At 52.1% G+C, this 16,911-nt stretch carries 14 protein-coding genes; 10 read left to right on the top strand and 4 right to left on the bottom strand.

Annotated elements, in window-relative coordinates; translation table 11 throughout:
* Positions 1-180 precede the first annotated feature (180 nt).
* The 8 genes from guaB (at position 181) to KO497_RS05730 (ending at position 10,671) form a co-directional block, all read left to right on the top strand.
* Positions 181-1,632, top strand: coding sequence for an IMP dehydrogenase (guaB, locus tag KO497_RS05765; RefSeq protein WP_215943011.1), 1,452 nt, complete (start codon positions 181-183; stop codon positions 1,630-1,632).
* 68 nt (positions 1,633-1,700) lie between these two features.
* Positions 1,701-2,903 carry an RsmB/NOP family class I SAM-dependent RNA methyltransferase gene (locus tag KO497_RS05760; RefSeq protein WP_215943010.1) on the top strand — a complete coding sequence of 401 codons (1,203 nt, stop codon included), beginning with the start codon at positions 1,701-1,703 and terminating at the stop codon, positions 2,901-2,903.
* A gap of 159 nt (positions 2,904-3,062) precedes the next feature.
* A complete protein-coding gene (locus KO497_RS05755; protein ID WP_215943009.1) occupies positions 3,063-5,366 on the top strand; it encodes a hybrid sensor histidine kinase/response regulator in 2,304 nt (767 codons plus the stop codon).
* A 290-nt stretch (positions 5,367-5,656) separates the two neighbouring features.
* Positions 5,657-6,754 carry a recombinase RecA gene (gene recA / locus KO497_RS05750; RefSeq protein WP_215943008.1) on the top strand — a complete coding sequence of 366 codons (1,098 nt, stop codon included), beginning with the start codon at positions 5,657-5,659 and terminating at the stop codon, positions 6,752-6,754.
* 178 nt (positions 6,755-6,932) lie between these two features.
* Complete coding sequence (gene alaS / locus KO497_RS05745) at positions 6,933-9,578, top strand: alanine--tRNA ligase (RefSeq protein WP_215943007.1); 2,646 nt, start codon at positions 6,933-6,935, stop codon at positions 9,576-9,578.
* A gap of 3 nt (positions 9,579-9,581) precedes the next feature.
* A complete protein-coding gene (locus tag KO497_RS05740) occupies positions 9,582-9,869 on the top strand; it encodes a DUF1330 domain-containing protein (RefSeq protein WP_215943006.1) in 288 nt (95 codons plus the stop codon).
* 104 nt (positions 9,870-9,973) lie between these two features.
* On the top strand, positions 9,974-10,366 hold the full coding sequence (locus tag KO497_RS05735; RefSeq protein WP_215943005.1) for a VOC family protein: 393 nt from the start codon (positions 9,974-9,976) through the stop codon (positions 10,364-10,366).
* On the top strand, positions 10,363-10,671 hold the full coding sequence (locus KO497_RS05730) for a Dabb family protein (RefSeq protein WP_215943004.1): 309 nt from the start codon (positions 10,363-10,365) through the stop codon (positions 10,669-10,671). Before KO497_RS05735 ends, KO497_RS05730 begins: the two co-directional genes overlap by 4 nt.
* A gap of 88 nt (positions 10,672-10,759) precedes the next feature.
* Here KO497_RS05730 and typA read toward each other — a convergent pair whose 3' ends face one another.
* Positions 10,760-12,577: a translational GTPase TypA gene (gene typA / locus KO497_RS05725; protein ID WP_215943003.1), complete on the bottom strand. Its 1,818-nt coding sequence runs from the start codon at positions 12,575-12,577 to the stop codon at positions 10,760-10,762.
* A 165-nt stretch (positions 12,578-12,742) separates the two neighbouring features.
* Between typA and KO497_RS05720 the strand changes: the two genes are divergently transcribed.
* Positions 12,743-13,792, top strand: coding sequence for a YjgN family protein (locus KO497_RS05720; protein ID WP_215943002.1), 1,050 nt, complete (start codon positions 12,743-12,745; stop codon positions 13,790-13,792).
* Entirely contained in the window at positions 13,773-14,822 is a 1,050-nt protein-coding gene (locus KO497_RS05715) for a M48 family metallopeptidase (protein WP_215943001.1), read from the top strand. The genes KO497_RS05720 and KO497_RS05715 overlap by 20 nt, the downstream gene beginning before the upstream one ends.
* 34 nt (positions 14,823-14,856) lie before the next feature.
* Here KO497_RS05715 and KO497_RS05710 read toward each other — a convergent pair whose 3' ends face one another.
* From KO497_RS05710 to KO497_RS05700, 3 genes are all read right to left on the bottom strand, one after another.
* Positions 14,857-15,471, bottom strand: coding sequence for a YitT family protein (locus KO497_RS05710; protein ID WP_215943000.1), 615 nt, complete (start codon positions 15,469-15,471; stop codon positions 14,857-14,859).
* Positions 15,472-15,496: 25 nt separating this feature from the next.
* Entirely contained in the window at positions 15,497-16,120 is a 624-nt protein-coding gene (locus KO497_RS05705; protein ID WP_215942999.1) for a YitT family protein, read from the bottom strand.
* A 93-nt stretch (positions 16,121-16,213) separates the two neighbouring features.
* Entirely contained in the window at positions 16,214-16,768 is a 555-nt protein-coding gene (locus KO497_RS05700; RefSeq protein WP_215942998.1) for a hypothetical protein, read from the bottom strand.
* Positions 16,769-16,911: the final 143 nt, after the last annotated feature.

The raw sequence follows: 16,911 nt of genomic DNA, 5'->3' as shown, positions 1-16,911 counted from the left end.
TAAAATCACCTCATACTGGCTCTATATTGTCACTGAGATCGGTATCGTCGTGCCAAATTTCCCAAGCAATCGAAACTAAATCTTGCGGTTTCCTTGCTTAAAACCGCAATTTCCACTTTGCATTCGCTTCATTCCATGACAGATAAACGTGCCAAACCGTATCACCCGTGGAGAGACCCGATGGAGATTCGTGAGGCCCTCACTTTCGATGATGTTTTGCTTGTTCCGGCAGCGTCCAGCGTTATGCCGACAACCGCAGACACATCGACTTATGTGACCAAATCGATCAAACTGAACATACCGCTTTTGTCGTCCGCAATGGACACAGTCACCGAAGCGCGGATGGCCATCGCCATCGCGCAGATGGGTGGCATGGGGGTTATTCACAAGAACCTCAATGTGCTGGATCAAGCCACTGAAGTGCGCCGCGTCAAACGGTTCGAGAGTGGGATCGTATATAACCCGATCACTTTGACCGCAGATCAAACCATCGCAGATGCGCAGGCTTTGTGTGATCGTTACAGCTTTACCGGCTTTCCTGTCGTAGATGGATCTGGCCGTGTTGTGGGCATCGTAACCAACCGTGATATGCGCTTTGCCACATCGCCTGACATGCCTGTGTCGCAAGTGATGACCACCAAAGACCTCGCGATCCTACATGAACCTGCGGATCGAACAGAGGCGATATCGCTGATGAAAGCGCGCCGGATCGAAAAGCTCTTGGTCACAGATTCTGACGGTAAGCTCACAGGTCTGTTGACGTTGAAAGACACTGAAACCACAGTCTTGAACCCCTCAGCCTGTAAAGACGATCTGGGTCGTTTGCGCGTGGCGGCGGCGACATCTGTTGGCGACAGCGGTTTCGAGCGCTCAGAAGCCTTGGTTGACGCTGGCGTTGATATGATCGTGATCGACACAGCGCACGGCCATTCGGCTGGTGTGATCGATGCCGTCGCGCGGGCCAAGAAAGCCTTTGGCGATAGTGTGCAAATCGTAGCTGGCAACGTGGCCACAGGTGCCGCAACCAAAGCCCTGATCGAGGCTGGGGCGGACGCCGTGAAGGTGGGCATCGGACCTGGATCGATCTGTACCACACGTATGGTCGCAGGCGTCGGCGTGCCGCAACTGACAGCCATCATGGACTGTGCCAAGGCCGCGGGGGATATTCCGATCATCGCAGACGGTGGCATCAAGTTCTCGGGCGATTTTGCCAAAGCCATCGCGGCGGGTGCATCTGTCGCCATGGTCGGGTCTATGATCGCTGGCACAGACGAGTCCCCCGGCGAAGTGATTTTGTATCAAGGCCGTTCTTTCAAAGCCTACCGTGGCATGGGCTCGCTTGGCGCTATGGCGCGCGGTTCCGCGGATCGGTATTTCCAAAAAGATGCAGCCTCTGACAAATTGGTGCCCGAAGGCATCGAGGGCCAAGTCGCTTACAAAGGTGGCGCTGGCGCTGTGATTCACCAACTTGTTGGCGGTTTGCGCGCGGCTATGGGTTATACAGGCTGCGCGACAGTGGCCGAGATGCGCAAGGATTGTTCCTTTGTGAAAATCACAGGGGCAGGGCTGAAAGAAAGCCATGTACATGATGTGCAAATCACCCGCGAAAGTCCGAATTACCGTATCGGTTAAACGTTGTACTGCGGGGGCTTCGGCCCCCGTTTCTCTTTCCAGACCCTTTCCATAGACGGATACCGCCCATGACACCTGTTGCCCGTATTTCGGCCGCGATTGAAATTCTTGATGCTGTGATGGACGGCGAAAGCGCCGAGCGGGTTTTGACCTCTTGGGCGCGTGGGCATCGCTATGCTGGTTCCAAGGATCGGGCCGCCATTCGTGATCACGTGTTCGATGCGCTGCGTTGTTTGCGATCCTACGCTTGGCTTGGCGGCGCTGGTGGTCGCACAGGGGATTGTGTAGACGGTCCGTGTCCAACGGGGCGTCAGTTGATGATCGGCATGTTGCGCGATGCGGGTATTGATCTTGACACGATGTTCCTAGAGGCCCGCTTTGCACCTGCGCCGCTCACTGAGTCTGAGATGGACTTGCCTGATCTTTCTGATGCGCCACGCGCCGTGCGTTTGGATTGTCCCGACTGGATTTTACCACTGTATGATGAGGTCTTGAAGGATGACGCTGATGCGGTTCTCAGCACTTCGCGCAGCCGCGCTTCGGTGTTTTTACGCGTGAACACAGGCAAAACGACCCTAGCAGAAGCGCAACAGGCGTTATTGGCGGATAATATTGAAACGGAATCTCATCCTTTGTCGCCGACAGCGCTTAAGGTCACTGTCGGCGCACGCGGTGTTGCACGCTCTCAGGCCTATTTGACAGGTCTGGTCGAATTGCAAGACGCAGGGTCTCAGGCGATTATCGACGCTCTGCCACTTAAAGACGGTATGACCGTATTAGATTACTGTGCGGGCGGCGGCGGTAAGGCGCTTGCCATGGCTGCGCTCGCAGATATGGATGTCACTGCCCATGATATTGATCCGGCTCGAATGCAAGACATCAATCCTCGCGCGTCTCGTGCGGGCGCAGAGATCACCACTGCGCGTTTCGCCGATCTCGCTGATACATATGATCTTGTTCTATGTGATGCGCCCTGTTCTGGGTCGGGATCATGGGCACGCGCACCGCAAGCCAAATGGACGCTACAAGACACACGTCTGGAGACCCTGACCAGCTTGCAGGCGCAAATCCTTGACGATGTGGCGCCACGTGTCGCTTTTGGTGGCATTTTGGCCTATGCGACCTGTTCACTGTTTGATGCGGAAAACAAAGCGCAGATTGCCAGGTTTGTTGAGCGTCACCCTGAATTTGAATTGCAATCGGATCGTCTTATCACGCCGCTTGAGGGTGGGGACGGGTTCTATGTGGCGGTTTTGACCAAAACAGCCTGATTACTCTCCTTTTGCGATTTATTTTTTTCGCAATACAACTTTACCGATTAATTCCTTACGTCTATCGTGTTGGTCGCTACTCTTAAAATGCCGTTAACTATTTTAGCGGCATATTAGGATAAACACGTATGACGCGCGCAGCGCGCCGAGGGAGGCTTGATGACAAGCGGTGCATTGACGGCTGGTAAGTTTACAAAACTGGCGCTGCGACTTTCTCCAAATGCACTCAAAATTGCTGTCGGCGGCGCGGCCTGTTGTGCCGCGGCCCTTTTGGCCCCGCAGACACAGATGGGCCTCATAGGGTTTTCTGTCGGTGCGGTTCTGCTGTGGTCCTCTGCGATCATCAGCGTCGCTGCGCGCAGACATTCCGCATCACGTAAACGCGTTCATGGATTGATCTCTGAATTTGTGTCCCATGATGCAGCGCCCTCATTCACCACTGATATAGATGGCGTCATCGGGTATGAAAACGCAGCCGCTGTTGAACGGTTCGGCGGGCGCGGGGGGCAAACCTTGTTGGCCGCGCTTGAAAATCTTTTCGCAGCCCCAAGTGCCACACTTGCACGACTACAATCGCGGGCCTTGGCCAAAGGGGCTGCCCGCGAAGACGTTGTGATGCGCCAAGGTCACATGCGATTGTCTGTGCATTTGCTGGGCGAAGATGGATTTTTATGGCGTCTCGAAGACATCGCGGATCGAGGCCACGGGGCACACGTCGACGCCATTTCTTTGCCAATGTTAACACTCTCGAAATCGGGATCCGTTTTGTGGGTCAATGACGCGCTTCGACGCCTCATCGGCCACCGCGATAGGCAGCTTGATCGCATCGTTAATGATCTGCCCTTGCGCGTCGGCGATATCCATATGTTGGCTGGCACCGAGGGGCGTATCTACGCGCGCACTGCCATTTTTGATACAGAAAACGGGCAACGTGACGTCTATTTCTTACCCGAAAAAGCGCCCAATGTGAACGATTGGGATGCCTTTGATGCTTTGCCCGTTGCCCTGTTAAGGGTTGGTCTGGATGGATCAATCACGCAATCCAATCGACCCGCGCGCGAAATTTTATCAGTCACCGATACTGATGAGCTGAACCTTGGCGATGTTGTCGAAGGGCTGGGGCGTTCAGTTGTGGACTGGGTGTCTGAAGTGGCTTTGGGGCGGGCGCGCAAACCTGAGTTTGTGCGTGCTTCAAAGTCCCAAAACGATACGTTTTTGCAGGTGTCCTTGAACAGAATCGAAGGCAAAGATTCAGTCGAACTTATTGCCGTTTTGTCAGATGCGACCGAGTTGAAGTCCCTTGAGGCGCAATTCGTGCAAAGCCAGAAAATGCAAGCCATCGGCCAGCTTGCCGGTGGGGTTGCCCATGATTTTAACAACCTTTTGACCGCCATTTCAGGCCATTGTGACTTGCTGCTATTGCGACACGACCGGGCAGATACTGATTACGGTGATCTTGTACAAATCCATCAAAATGCCAACCGCGCAGCGTCATTGGTGGGGCAATTATTAGCTTTTTCACGCAAACAGACGCTTAAACCTGAAGTGATAGATCTGCGCGATACTTTGGCTGATTTGACCCATCTTTTGAACCGGCTTGTCGGGGAAAAAGTCACGCTCACCTTGGCGCATGACGTGGGGCTTTTGCCGATCCGTGTGGATAAGCGCCAGCTTGAACAGGTGATCATGAATCTTGTGGTCAACGCGCGCGACGCTATGGCTGCAGGGGGAGAAATCAAAATTGAGACACGCAATGAAATATTGACGTCAGTTATGGTGCGTGATCGGGCTTCAGTGCCCGAAGGGGAATATGTTTTGGTCAAGGTCACCGACCAAGGCGTCGGGATTCCACCGGAGCGTTTGCAGAAAATATTCGAACCTTTTTTCACCACCAAACGCACGGGCGAGGGAACCGGTTTGGGGCTGTCAACGGCTTACGGGATCATCAAGCAAACTGGCGGGTTTATCTTTGTCGATTCGGTTAGTGGCACTGGAACATCGTTCTCTATCTACCTGCCTGCGCATACAGCACTTGCTGAAGCCATCGTCGAGACCAAGAAACCTGCAGTTGAGGTGATCGAAAACCAAGCCTCGCGCGGATCAGGTGTTATCTTGCTGGTTGAAGATGAGGCACCCGTGCGGGCTTTTGCATCTCGTGCGCTACGGATGCGTGGGTACACTGTGATCGAGGCGGATTGTGGTGAAGATGCGCTTGAGACCTTAGAAAATCCAGAGCTTGAGGTGGATTTGTTTGTCAGTGATGTGATCATGCCTGGGATGGACGGCCCAACATGGGTGTCAGAGGCGCTCAAAAGACGTCCAAATGTGAAAGTGATGTTTGTGTCCGGTTATGCCGAAGATCATTTTTCCGAGCAACAGGCCCGCATTCCCAATTCCGTATTTTTACCCAAACCGTTTTCTTTGTCGGAATTAACGGCCACGGTACAGACGCAATTGCAGTGAGATAAGTAAATGTTTTGCAGTTTTCCAATGCAGAATAGTTTATTTTAAACAATAGATTAAACTGCTAACCCTTATGTAAAGCCTCAAGATCAAATGTATGTGTCACATCTCAATTAAATATTAACCATATCCTTTGATCGTCAGTTTTATGAAAAAAAATTGATTGATGTGTTCTCCTTTTGGTCTCATAAAGGTTAATGAGAACAAGAGACGAACATGAGCAAATCCTTTGTGCGTTGTGCAGGCAGTCGTTGCCGCCGGTTCAGGGGTGTGTGATAAGGAATTGAACAATGGCTACGGCGGCAGACAAGACCATGAAAAAAAACGGCGATAAACAAAGCGGCGACAAACAAAAAGCGCTCGACAGTGCTTTGGCTCAAATTGAGCGTCAGTTTGGCAAGGGCTCGATCATGAAAATGGGGGCGGACAATCCCGCCCAAGAGATTGAAGCGACCTCCACAGGCTCTATCGGACTTGATATTGCCTTAGGCATTGGCGGTATTCCGAAAGGGCGTATCGTTGAAATTTATGGTCCTGAAAGTTCAGGTAAAACAACGCTGACACTGCACTGCATCGCAGAAGAGCAGAAAAAAGGCGGTGTCTGTGCCTTTGTTGATGCCGAGCATGCGCTTGATCCTATCTATGCGCGCAAGCTGGGGGTTGATCTTGATGAGTTGTTGATCTCTCAGCCGGATACAGGCGAGCAAGGTCTTGAAATTGTTGATACTTTGGTGCGTTCTGGCGCTGTATCCATGGTCGTCGTCGACTCCGTTGCGGCCCTGACACCAAAGTCCGAACTTGAAGGCGACATGGGCGACAGTTCTGTTGGTGTCCAAGCGCGTTTGATGTCTCAGGCCATGCGCAAACTGACCGGTTCTATCAACCGCTCTGGCTGTACTGTAATTTTCATTAACCAAATTCGGATGAAAATCGGTGTGATGTTCGGCTCTCCTGAAACCACATCAGGCGGCAACGCCTTGAAATTCTACTCGTCTGTTCGTCTTGATATCCGCCGCATCGGGTCCATCAAAGACCGTGACGAAATTGTCGGCAACGAGACGCGCGTCAAAGTTGTGAAAAATAAAGTGGCGCCACCGTTCAAAGTTGTAGAGTTTGACATCATGTATGGCGAGGGCATTTCTAAACGGGGCGAATTGTTGGATCTCGGTGCCAAAGCTGGCGTGGTTGATAAATCAGGCTCTTGGTATTCCTACGGTGATGAACGTATCGGGCAAGGGCGTGAAAACGCTAAGAAATATCTGCGTGATAATCCACAAATGGCGCTTGAAATCGAAGATAAAATTCGCGCAGCACACGGATTAGACTTTGATATGGATGTCGCGGCCGGTAATGCGAGTGATAAATCCGACGTGCTTGACGACGAATAGGTCGCGCGGCGTTTAAGATATCTCTGTATATAGAGTATTAAAGGGCCGTGGCGGCAGTGCTACGGCCCTAGTTTGTTGGGTTTTGCCCTGTTCACGCCAGCTTGGCATGGACAGCCCTCACAGGCTTGGGTAAACCCTTTGGGAACAACCGCAATCCAGCCTGCGAGAAGAGCCCAATATGCCAACCGTCAACGATATTCGCTCCACCTTCCTCAACTACTTCGCGAAGAATGATCACACCATCGTGGACAGCTCTCCGCTGGTGCCACGCAATGATCCGACCTTGATGTTCACCAACTCCGGTATGGTGCAGTTTAAAAACTGTTTCACTGGCGTGGAAAAACGCGATTATGTGCGTGCCACCACGGCGCAAAAATGTGTGCGCGCAGGTGGCAAACACAATGATCTGGATAACGTGGGCTACACCGCGCGTCACCACACGTTTTTCGAGATGCTCGGTAACTTCTCCTTTGGTGACTATTTCAAAGAACAGGCTATCGCTCATGCGTGGACGTTGATCACCGAGGTCTACCAAATCCCGAAAGAAAAGCTGTCGGTCACTGTGTATCACACCGATGACGAGGCTTACGGCATTTGGAAAAAGCTCGGCGTGCCCGAAGATCGTATCATCCGCATCGCGACCTCTGACAACTTTTGGCAGATGGGCGACACAGGGCCTTGTGGGCCTTGTACCGAGATTTTCTATGATCACGGCGAACACATTTGGGGTGGACCTCCCGGTTCGCCAGAAGAAGATGGCGATCGCTTTATCGAGATTTGGAACCTTGTTTTCATGCAAAACGAAAAATTTGCTGACGGGTCAATGATCGATTTAGAGATGCAGTCTATCGACACTGGCATGGGATTAGAGCGCATTTCCGCGCTTTTGCAGGGCAGCCACGACAATTACGACACTGACATGATGAAGGCTTTGATTGAAGCCTCTGCACATGCGACGAGTTCTGATCCTTATGGAGATCAAAACGTGCACCACCGCGTGATTGCCGATCACCTGCGCTCGACATCGTTTTTGATTGCCGATGGTGTGATGCCGTCCAATGAGGGGCGCGGTTATGTGCTGCGGCGCATCATGCGTCGTGCGATGCGTCACGCGCATTTGCTGGGGGCCAAAGATCCCGTAATGCATCAATTGGTGCCCGCTTTGATCAAACAAATGGGTGAGGCCTACCCAGAGTTGCGCCACGGCCAATCCATGATCGAAGAAACGCTGAAGCTGGAAGAAACCCGTTTTAAAACAACGCTTGAACGCGGGTTACGCCTATTGGACGATGAACTTGGTGGCTTGCCTGATGGCGCGAAATTGCCCGGTGAGTCAGCATTTAAATTATACGATACATACGGTTTTCCACTTGATCTGACCCAAGATGCGTTGCGCGAAAAGGGGCTAGAGGTCGACACGGATGGGTTTGACGCGGCGATGGCCGAACAAAAAGCCAAAGCCCGTGCGGCGTGGTCCGGTTCTGGCGCGACTGCTGACGCCACCATTTGGTTTGAGATTGCCGAAGAACACGGTGTGACTGAATTCTTAGGCTACGATACCGAAACGGCCGAGGGGCAAGTTTTGGCGCTTATCGCGGACTCTGCTGTGACGCCATCAGCAAAGGCAGGCGACGAAGTCTCTATCGTTGTGAACCAAACACCGTTTTATGGCGAAAGCGGTGGTCAAGTGGGCGACAGCGGCGTGATCCGCACAGCCACAGGCACTGCCGAGATCACAGATACCAAAAAGGTCGCGGGTGTGTTTATTCACATGGCCAAAGTCACAAAGGGCACGATTGAAACGGGTGCGAGTGCGGTTTTGACCGTCGATCACGCGCGTCGTGCGGCAATCCGCGCCAACCACTCTGCCACGCATTTGTTACACGAAGCCTTACGGGTCACCTTGGGCGATCACGTGGCTCAGCGCGGGTCTTTGAACGCGCCAGATCGTTTGCGGTTCGATTTCTCGCATAACAAAGGTCTGACGGCAGAAGAATTGGCCAAGGTCGAAGAAGACGTCAACGCTTTCATCCGCCAGAACACCGCAGTTGAGACCCGTATCATGACGCCAGATGATGCCCGTGCTATAGGGGCGCAAGCGCAGTTTGGTGAAAAATACGGTGACGAAGTGCGTGTTGTGTCTATGGGCATGGCCGACACCGGCAAGGGTCATGACGGCAAAACCTATTCGCTTGAGCTTTGTGGCGGCACACATGTGACGCGCACAGGTGATATCGGTGCTTGTGTCGTTCTTGGTGATCAAGCCTCGTCTGCGGGTGTGCGCCGGATTGAGGCGCTGACAGGTCAAGCGGCTTTGGATCACCTGGCGCTTGAAGCCGATCGCAGTGTGCAGATTGCGGCAGTGTTGAAAACCCCCATCGCGGGCGTTGTCGATCGTGTGAAAGCCTTGTCTGAAGAGCGTAAGCGTCTTGAGCAAGAGGTCGCAAATCTGAAAAAAGAACTGGCCATGTCTGGTGATGGTGCGGCTGATGTCGTTGAAATCAATGGCGTTAAATTCATCGCGCAGGTGTTGTCTGGTGTGAGTGGAAAAGACCTGCGCGGTCTGATCGACGCGCATAAAGACAACCTTGGGTCTGGCGCTGTGCTGTTGATCTCAGACGATGACGGCAAGGTTGCTGTGGCCACTGGCGTGACGGATGATCTGACAGGGGCTTTGTCTGCTGTTGATTTGCTAAAAGCGGCTGTGGTCGAACTTGGTGGTCAGGGCGGCGGTGGCCGTCCAAGCATGGCGCAAGGCGGTGGTAAGGATATTTCCGGCGCGCAGGCAGCCATTGCAGCCGCTACAAAAGTCTTGGAGGGCTAAACGATGGGCGCACTTTGGATTGCAAATGTAACGGTTTCGGATGAAGAGGCTTACGGTAAATATGCAGCACTTGCTGGCCCTGCGATTGCCAAACATGGTGGTGAATTCATTGCCCGTGCCGCGCGCTTTGTGCAGCTTGAGGGCCGAGAGCGCCCCCGCAATGTCGTGGCTCGGTTTCCAGACATAGACACGGCTGTGGCTTGCTATCATTCGCCGGAATATCAAGAAGCGCTCAATTTCGCGCGCGGCGCGTCGGAGCGCGAATTGATGGTGATTGAAACCTCTGAGTAGATTTTTAAAGCGGGCAGGGATCATCTGCCCGCTTTTTTACTTTGCGTGTGATCTAATTCTTGGAACCCTGATACCGATCATGCGATCCAAAACAGGAGCAACACATGGATTTAGGCACTTTTTCTGTCAGCTTGAGCGTGAAAGATCTTGGGGTGTCCAAGGCATTTTACGAAACCTTGGGGTTCACGCAGTTTGGCGGTGATCCTGATCATGGCTATGTTGTGATGAAGAACGGCACGCATCTTATTGGTCTGTATCATGGGATGTTTGAGGGCAATATGCTGACGTTTAACCCTGGATGGGATCAATCCGCACAGCCGCTTGACGATTTTGATGATGTGCGTGACATAGAGGCCAAACTGGTCGCAGCGGGCGTAGACATGGCGACGTCTTGTGTGGCTGGCGACGGCGTAGCGCATTGCATTTTTTCCGATCCAGATGGAAATGTAATCATGTTGGATCAACATGTTCCCCGTCAACACGGCAAAAAAACATGATCATTCATTCCGTCTATTGCGCGATACAAGCGAAAACTTCCGAAGAGGAACGCGATGCGGTCTTTGCTCAGTTAAGTGCACTCGTGCCTGTTTGTGATGGTCTTTTGTCATTTCAAGTCGGACCAAATATTGATTTGGAACATAAATCCCAAAAATTCACTCATGGTTTTGTCATGACATTTGAAGATCAAGCAGCGCTTGAGGCCTATGCTGTGCATCCTGCGCATAAGGCTGCGGGCGGAGCTCTGGTGGCGATTTGTGATGGGGGCGGTGAGGGGATAATGGTGTTCGACCTCGTGGTCTAAACCCAAATCTTATGGCTAAATACGCAAAACGCCCGCTGTGATCAGCGGGCGTTTTTAATTCTATAGCATTTATGCCTATATCAGTGGCTTATTTGCCAGATTTACCCATACGCTTACGATCCACAGGATCGAGGAAGCGTTTGCGCAGACGGATCGCGTTTGGCGTGACTTCAACCAATTCGTCGTCATCGATGTAGGCAATCGCTTGTTCTAGCGTCAATGTTACAGGTGTGGTCAAGCGCACAGCTTCGTCGGTGCCTGACGCACGAACGTTGGTCAACTGTTTGCCTTTGAGTGGGTTCACTTCAAGATCGTTTTCACGCGTGTGCTGGCCGATGATCATGCCTTGGTACACATCGTCTTGGGCTTTGATAAAGAAGTGCCCGCGATCTTCTAGTTTCCAAAGCGCGTAAGAGACAGCTTTACCTGCATCCATAGAGATCAAAACGCCAGCGCGGCGGCCAGGGATATGGCCTTTGTGCGGGGCCCACTCGTGGAAGACGCGGTTCATAACGCCTGTGCCGCGGGTATCCGTCAAGAATTCGCCGTGGTAACCGATGAGGCCACGCGAGGGCACATTGGCGATGATGCGTGTCTTGCCGCTTTGTTGTTTCATCTCAGCAAGCTCGCCTTTGCGCGCGCCCGTAAGTTTCTCGATCACCGCACCAGAGTATTCGTCATCCACGTCGATGGTGACTTCCTCGATTGGTTCCATTTTGACACCGTCGATTTCACGGATCAAAACCTGAGGACGTGAGATGGACAGCTCAAAGCCTTCGCGACGCATGTTCTCGATCAGAACACCCATTTGAAGCTCGCCACGGCCGGCAACTTCAAAAGCTTCACCGCCAGGTGTGTCAGTGACTTTGATCGCCACGTTCACTTCGGCTTCTTTCATCAAACGGTCACGAATAATGCGCGACTGCACTTTTTTACCATCGCGTCCAGCCAGAGGGCTGTCGTTGATGCCAAAAGTCACAGTGATGGTCGGCGGATCGATGGGCTGGGCTTCAAGCGCTTTGTCGATTTCAAGCGCACAGAGTGTATCGGCGACGGTTGCTTTGGTCATACCAGCAACGGAAACGATGTCGCCAGCAATGGCTTCGTCGATGTCTTGCATGCCAAGGCCACGGAAGGCTTGGATTTTCTTGACTTGGAATTGCTCGATTTTTTGACCGTGCACACTCAGGGCTTGGATCGTAGCACCTGTTTTAAGCGTACCTGTCTCAACACGGCCTGTCAGCATACGGCCCAAGAATGGGTCGGCGCCAAGCGTCGTGGCAAGCATACGGAAGGGTTCGTCGCGCTTCTTTAGCTGTTTAGGCGCAGGCACGTGGTTGAGGATGATATCGAACAAGGCGGACAGGTCTTTGCGTGGACCGTCAAGTTCATTGTCACACCAGCCAGAACGACCTGAGGCGTAAAGCGTTGGGAAATCAAGTTGATCATCGTCAGCTTCGAGCGTCGCGAAAAGATCAAAACATTCATCCAAGGCGCGGTCCGGTTCGCCGTCTGGTTTGTCGACTTTATTCACCACAACAATCGGGCGCAGACCCAAAGCCAGCGCCTTTGATGTTACGAATTTTGTTTGTGGCATTGGGCCTTCGGCAGCATCCACAAGCAGAACAACACCGTCCACCATGGACAAAATACGTTCCACTTCGCCACCAAAGTCGGCGTGACCTGGCGTGTCAACGATGTTGATACGGTGGCCTTTCCACTCGACAGAGGTCGCTTTGGCAAGGATGGTGATCCCGCGCTCGCGCTCTAGGTCGTTGCTGTCCATAGCGCGCTCTGTGGTCGCTTGGTTGGCGCGGTATGTGCCGGACTGCTTGAGCAGCTCGTCTACGAGTGTTGTTTTGCCGTGGTCAACGTGGGCAATGATAGCAATGTTGCGAAGATCCATGCTTGGTCTTTCTCTTAATCCATGTGGTTGCGCTGCGCATAGCCTGAGTGCCATCAAAAGACCAGCCTGAATTGACGTGAATGGGCTGAAACTGCCCATTGTGTGATTGCTTTTCCGGTTGAGGTGCTAGAGATTGCCCTAAATTTTATCGGAAAGCAGTGATTGATGGATACGCGTGATACATTTCAAGTTCAATTTAAAGGCGATGCTCAGACCTATTTCGGTATTTGGATCGTTAATTTGATGTTGTCGATCGTGACCTTTGGCATCTATTCGGCTTGGGCCAAGGTGCGAACCAAGAAATACTTTGCGCAAAATACCACCATCGACGGACGTCGGTTTGATTATCACGCCACGGGCAAACAGATTTTAATCGGGCGCGTCATCGTGGTCGCAGCCCTTATCTTATATTCTGTGCTTTCAGCTATTCCCGTTGTCGGGATCATCTTGGCGCTTGGGTTTATTGGCGTTGGTCCTTACCTGATCAACAGATCTTTGAAATTCAATGCGCGGATGACATCGTTTTCGGGGCTGCGCTTTGGCTTTGATGGTACATTTTGGCATGCGCTTAAGGTGTTTTTGCTTTACCCTGTTTTGTGCCTCTTTACGCTTTATCTTGCTTGGCCCTTTGTGGCTCGTGCTCAGCAACGGTATTACGTGAAAAATCATCGCTACGGCACAGCACAATTTGATTTTGAAAGTGGCGTTGGCCCGTTTTACAAAGCGCTGGTTTTTGCGGCCTTTTGGGCTGTTGGCGTTGTGATTGCCATCACTGCGGTCTTCTTTGGCCCCGCATTGGCTGCGGGGCAGCTGTTCGGCGAAGACTCCATTTGGGTGACCTCTGATCTGATGACAGTTGTGCCTGTTCTCATTATTGTCATTGCAGTGTTACCCGCCGGTTTTATCTACCGCGCCTATATTCGCAACGCCGTCTATGCGGCTGCAAGCGTTCAAGGTGGCCATGAATTTACCTCGACAGTCAAACCTTTGGCCTTGGTTGGTATCGCGATCACCAATGCGCTGGCGGTTATGCTTTCCCTTGGGCTGATGTTGCCATGGACCCATGTGCGCATGTCGCGCTATCTGGCGCGTAACACTTATATTACGGTCAACGGGACATTGGACGCCTTTGTTGGCGCAGAAGAAGAAAAGGTCAGCGCGCTTGGCGATGCTTTCACCGATTTCGAAGGGATAGATGTTGACTTCGCCCTCTGACTATTACGGACAGTCATCTTATGGCGAGGTCATAGGCCACGCCTATGCTGCGCAAAGCTCGACGCGCGTCGATGCGCGTTTGCTGCGTGATGGCGCGGGGCTGCGGCTTTTGGCAGATAATGGTGATGTTTTATATGCGGGGCCACCGACAAGCCGCGAACATGTCTCTGGCGGACCTATGTTGATGCGTTTTGGCGAGGACTGGACCTTTGACACTGACGACGTGAAAGGTGCCAATCTATTGCTTGGGCCTTCACGTGACAGTTGGCTGTCAAACCTCGAGATATGGCATCCAAGGCTGATTGTTGTGCTCGCGCTTTGCTGTCTTGGTGTTTTTGCCGTCTGGAAATGGGGCTTGGGTCTTTTGGTGGCTGTTGCCATCGCGTTGACGCCCGCCGCTTTGGTGTCGTCGATGGACACAGGCAATATGGCCGCAATGGACCGGTTGTTCGCCGATCCGACAGAATTGTCCCAAACTGATCAAATCATGGTCCGCGATGTGTTTGAAAACATCAAAGCCCACGCGCCAGATGCGCCTTATGGCGACTATACTTTGCTGTTTCGCAAGGCCGATCAAATCGGACCAAACGCCTTTGCCTTGCCCGGGGGGACGGTCGTGGTGACGGATGCTTTGGTTGAGGAGTTCGGCGACCCTGACATTCTCGCTGGCATCTTGGGGCATGAACTTGCCCATGTGTCCGAGCGGCACAGTCTGCATCAGCTCTATCGGTCTTTGTCGATTTATGTACTTGTGGCGCTGGTGGCAGGGGATGTGGGGCCCATTCTTGAGGATGTTCTGCTTGAGGGCAGTGCCTTGGCTTCTCTTGCCTATTCGCGTGAACACGAAGCCTCTGCTGATATCATTGGGGTTAAAACAGCCTTTGCAGCGGGATACGATCCGGCGGCTTTGGCTGATTTTTTTGAGGCCTTGTCTCATGATCATGGCGATGGTGGCCCTGAATGGCGTTCAACCCATCCGTCCAACGCCGACCGGATTGAAACCATCAAAAAATTGGCGGCCGAGCAATAGATTGGCCTCCAAAGGTCTCACAAACGGGTCAGGCTCATGTGGCGATGTAGCGGTCGCGGCGATGGTTGATGGCGATCACCACGTTGGCGACGACAGCCCCGAGCAATGAATATGCCACCAAATCGAGCGGTAAAATAAAAGCGGCCACGGCAAACAAAACCGCGTCAAATCCCAATTGCACATAGCCAGCTTTAAAGCCAAAGGCGTCTTGAATATACAGCGCCATAATGCCGATCCCGCCCAAAGATCCGCCATGACGGATGATCGCCATAAGGCCAGAGGCGGTCATAAATCCGATCATGATGGCCCCAAAAATCGGGTTGAGCGTCTCGAATGATATGAAGCGCGGAAATGTTTCGGTGAATACTGAGATCAACGCGACGCAAATCAAGGTCTTGATTACGAATTTCAATCCCATGCGTTTGTAGCCAAACCAGTAAAACGGCAGGTTGACGATGAAAAAAACCAGACCAAAGGGCGCTTCAATCAAATAGGATATCAACAGTGCCAAGCCTGCGGTCTGTCCTGTGATCAACCCAAGCGTTTTGAGCATCATCAAAGCAAGCGCGCACATCGCTGTTCCGTAGATAAAAGCCTGTGCGTCCTCAAATTTCGTATGCTTTGTGGGGTTCAAATCAGATTTGGACATGAGGTATCAGGCTCGTTTCTAGGGCTTAGTTGGCAATATAAATGTCGCGGCGATGATTAAAGGCGATCACGCCGTTCAAAATCAAAGCACCGAGCAAAGAATATATAACCACATGCCCATCAAACAGAAAAAACGCAACCGCGAAAAGCCCCGCGTCAAAAGCAATTTGAACCAGGCCTGCGCGGATTCCAAAGTGATCTTGCGCGATCAACGCCAAAACACCAAGCCCGCCAAGTGAAGATTTATGGCGGAAAACGCCAAGCAACCCAAAGCCCGTCAGCACGCCAAAAGCGATTGTGCCGAAAATTGGATTCAGGGTCTCAAATGTCATCAGTGGTGGAATATAGGCCATCAGGATCGACAAAATCGTGACGGATATGGCTGACTTTATGGTGAACTCTTTGCCCATTCGAAAATAGGCCAAGATGTAGAACGGGATGTTTATCAACCAAAAGACCCATGAAAATGACATATGTGTCAGATATGAAATCACCAAGGCCAGTCCTGCCGTTTGGCCCGTTATGAACCCAAGCTGCGCGATGAAGCTTAATCCGATCGCTGTGGTGACCAAACCAATGGCCAAGCCTTGAATGTCTTCAAGCAAGCTGTGTTTGGGGGGATTTTGGGGCAGGGGGTGTGGCGCTGGCATAGGGTTATTATATGGCAGCAATATTGACCTGTCTAGTGCCTCGTGAGGTAAGCTGATCCGTTCTAGATCAACTGCACACAATTTTGGCGTGGGCTATTCGACCCAGACACGCTGTGCTTGGAACAGCACCAAGGTTTGCGCCAATTGGGATGAGGCCCCTTCAAGGGCCGTCCGCGGATGCGCCTTTGCGTTCCGATCTTCCATTTTCGACAGCTGTTCATTCAAAAACTCTGTCGCATTGCCGGACCGCATGGATAGATCAATCTGTTCTTTAATCGATGCAATCACATCTGACGAAGCGGTCGGGTCAAAATTGGGCTCAAATTCATAGCCCGCACTGCTGAGCGAGTCCATCATATGGGATCGCCATTTTTCGCCACGTGTCTCAAGTCCAAGGATAAAGCCCACATCATCGAAATCTGATGCGCGCAATTCTTCGGACATTTTGTCAATGTCGCGTGGTGAAATATCGTTTAAATCGTATTTGGCAAAAACGGCATCTGCTGATGGGCGTTTTTTCGGTGCATCATCAGATTGCGCACCCTTTGGGGATGCGCGTTCTGTTTCGCCATTGATGGCGTCGCTGCGGTTGGCAGCGAAATATGATGCGGTTTGTGCAGCCTGAGAATAGGCGTTGGAAATCTGCATAGCGGGAAACCTTCTGTTTTCCGTGGTGATGAACGGAACATGGGGTTTGCAACCTTAAATCCAAGCTAACAGATAAAATTGGACCTAAATATTGTGGCCAAAACAAGGCAGGTCGCGCAGACATTTTTTCGAAAATTTGAATA

The sequence above is a fragment of the Pacificibacter marinus genome (genome assembly GCF_018860665.1).
GTDB classification, from domain to species: domain Bacteria; phylum Pseudomonadota; class Alphaproteobacteria; order Rhodobacterales; family Rhodobacteraceae; genus Celeribacter; species Celeribacter marinus_A.
Note: the sequence above shows the minus strand (reverse complement) of the source record. Positions and strands in the feature narration are given on the sequence as shown.

Excerpts from the sequence above, each read along its gene's own strand:
- guaB (WP_215943011.1), top strand. The coding sequence starts at position 181 with ATGGAGATTCGTGAGGCCCTCACTTTCGATGATGTTTTGCTTGTTCCG.
- KO497_RS05760 (WP_215943010.1), top strand. The coding sequence starts at position 1,701 with ATGACACCTGTTGCCCGTATTTCGGCCGCGATTGAAATTCTTGATGCT.
- KO497_RS05755 (WP_215943009.1), top strand. The coding sequence starts at position 3,063 with ATGACAAGCGGTGCATTGACGGCTGGTAAGTTTACAAAACTGGCGCTG.
- recA (WP_215943008.1), top strand. The coding sequence starts at position 5,657 with ATGGCTACGGCGGCAGACAAGACCATGAAAAAAAACGGCGATAAACAA.
- alaS (WP_215943007.1), top strand. The coding sequence starts at position 6,933 with ATGCCAACCGTCAACGATATTCGCTCCACCTTCCTCAACTACTTCGCG.
- KO497_RS05740 (WP_215943006.1), top strand. The coding sequence starts at position 9,582 with ATGGGCGCACTTTGGATTGCAAATGTAACGGTTTCGGATGAAGAGGCT.
- KO497_RS05735 (WP_215943005.1), top strand. The coding sequence starts at position 9,974 with ATGGATTTAGGCACTTTTTCTGTCAGCTTGAGCGTGAAAGATCTTGGG.
- KO497_RS05730 (WP_215943004.1), top strand. The coding sequence starts at position 10,363 with ATGATCATTCATTCCGTCTATTGCGCGATACAAGCGAAAACTTCCGAA.
- typA (WP_215943003.1), bottom strand. The coding sequence starts at position 12,577 with ATGGATCTTCGCAACATTGCTATCATTGCCCACGTTGACCACGGCAAA.
- KO497_RS05720 (WP_215943002.1), top strand. The coding sequence starts at position 12,743 with ATGGATACGCGTGATACATTTCAAGTTCAATTTAAAGGCGATGCTCAG.
- KO497_RS05715 (WP_215943001.1), top strand. The coding sequence starts at position 13,773 with ATGTTGACTTCGCCCTCTGACTATTACGGACAGTCATCTTATGGCGAG.
- KO497_RS05710 (WP_215943000.1), bottom strand. The coding sequence starts at position 15,471 with ATGTCCAAATCTGATTTGAACCCCACAAAGCATACGAAATTTGAGGAC.
- KO497_RS05705 (WP_215942999.1), bottom strand. The coding sequence starts at position 16,120 with ATGCCAGCGCCACACCCCCTGCCCCAAAATCCCCCCAAACACAGCTTG.
- KO497_RS05700 (WP_215942998.1), bottom strand. The coding sequence starts at position 16,768 with ATGCAGATTTCCAACGCCTATTCTCAGGCTGCACAAACCGCATCATAT.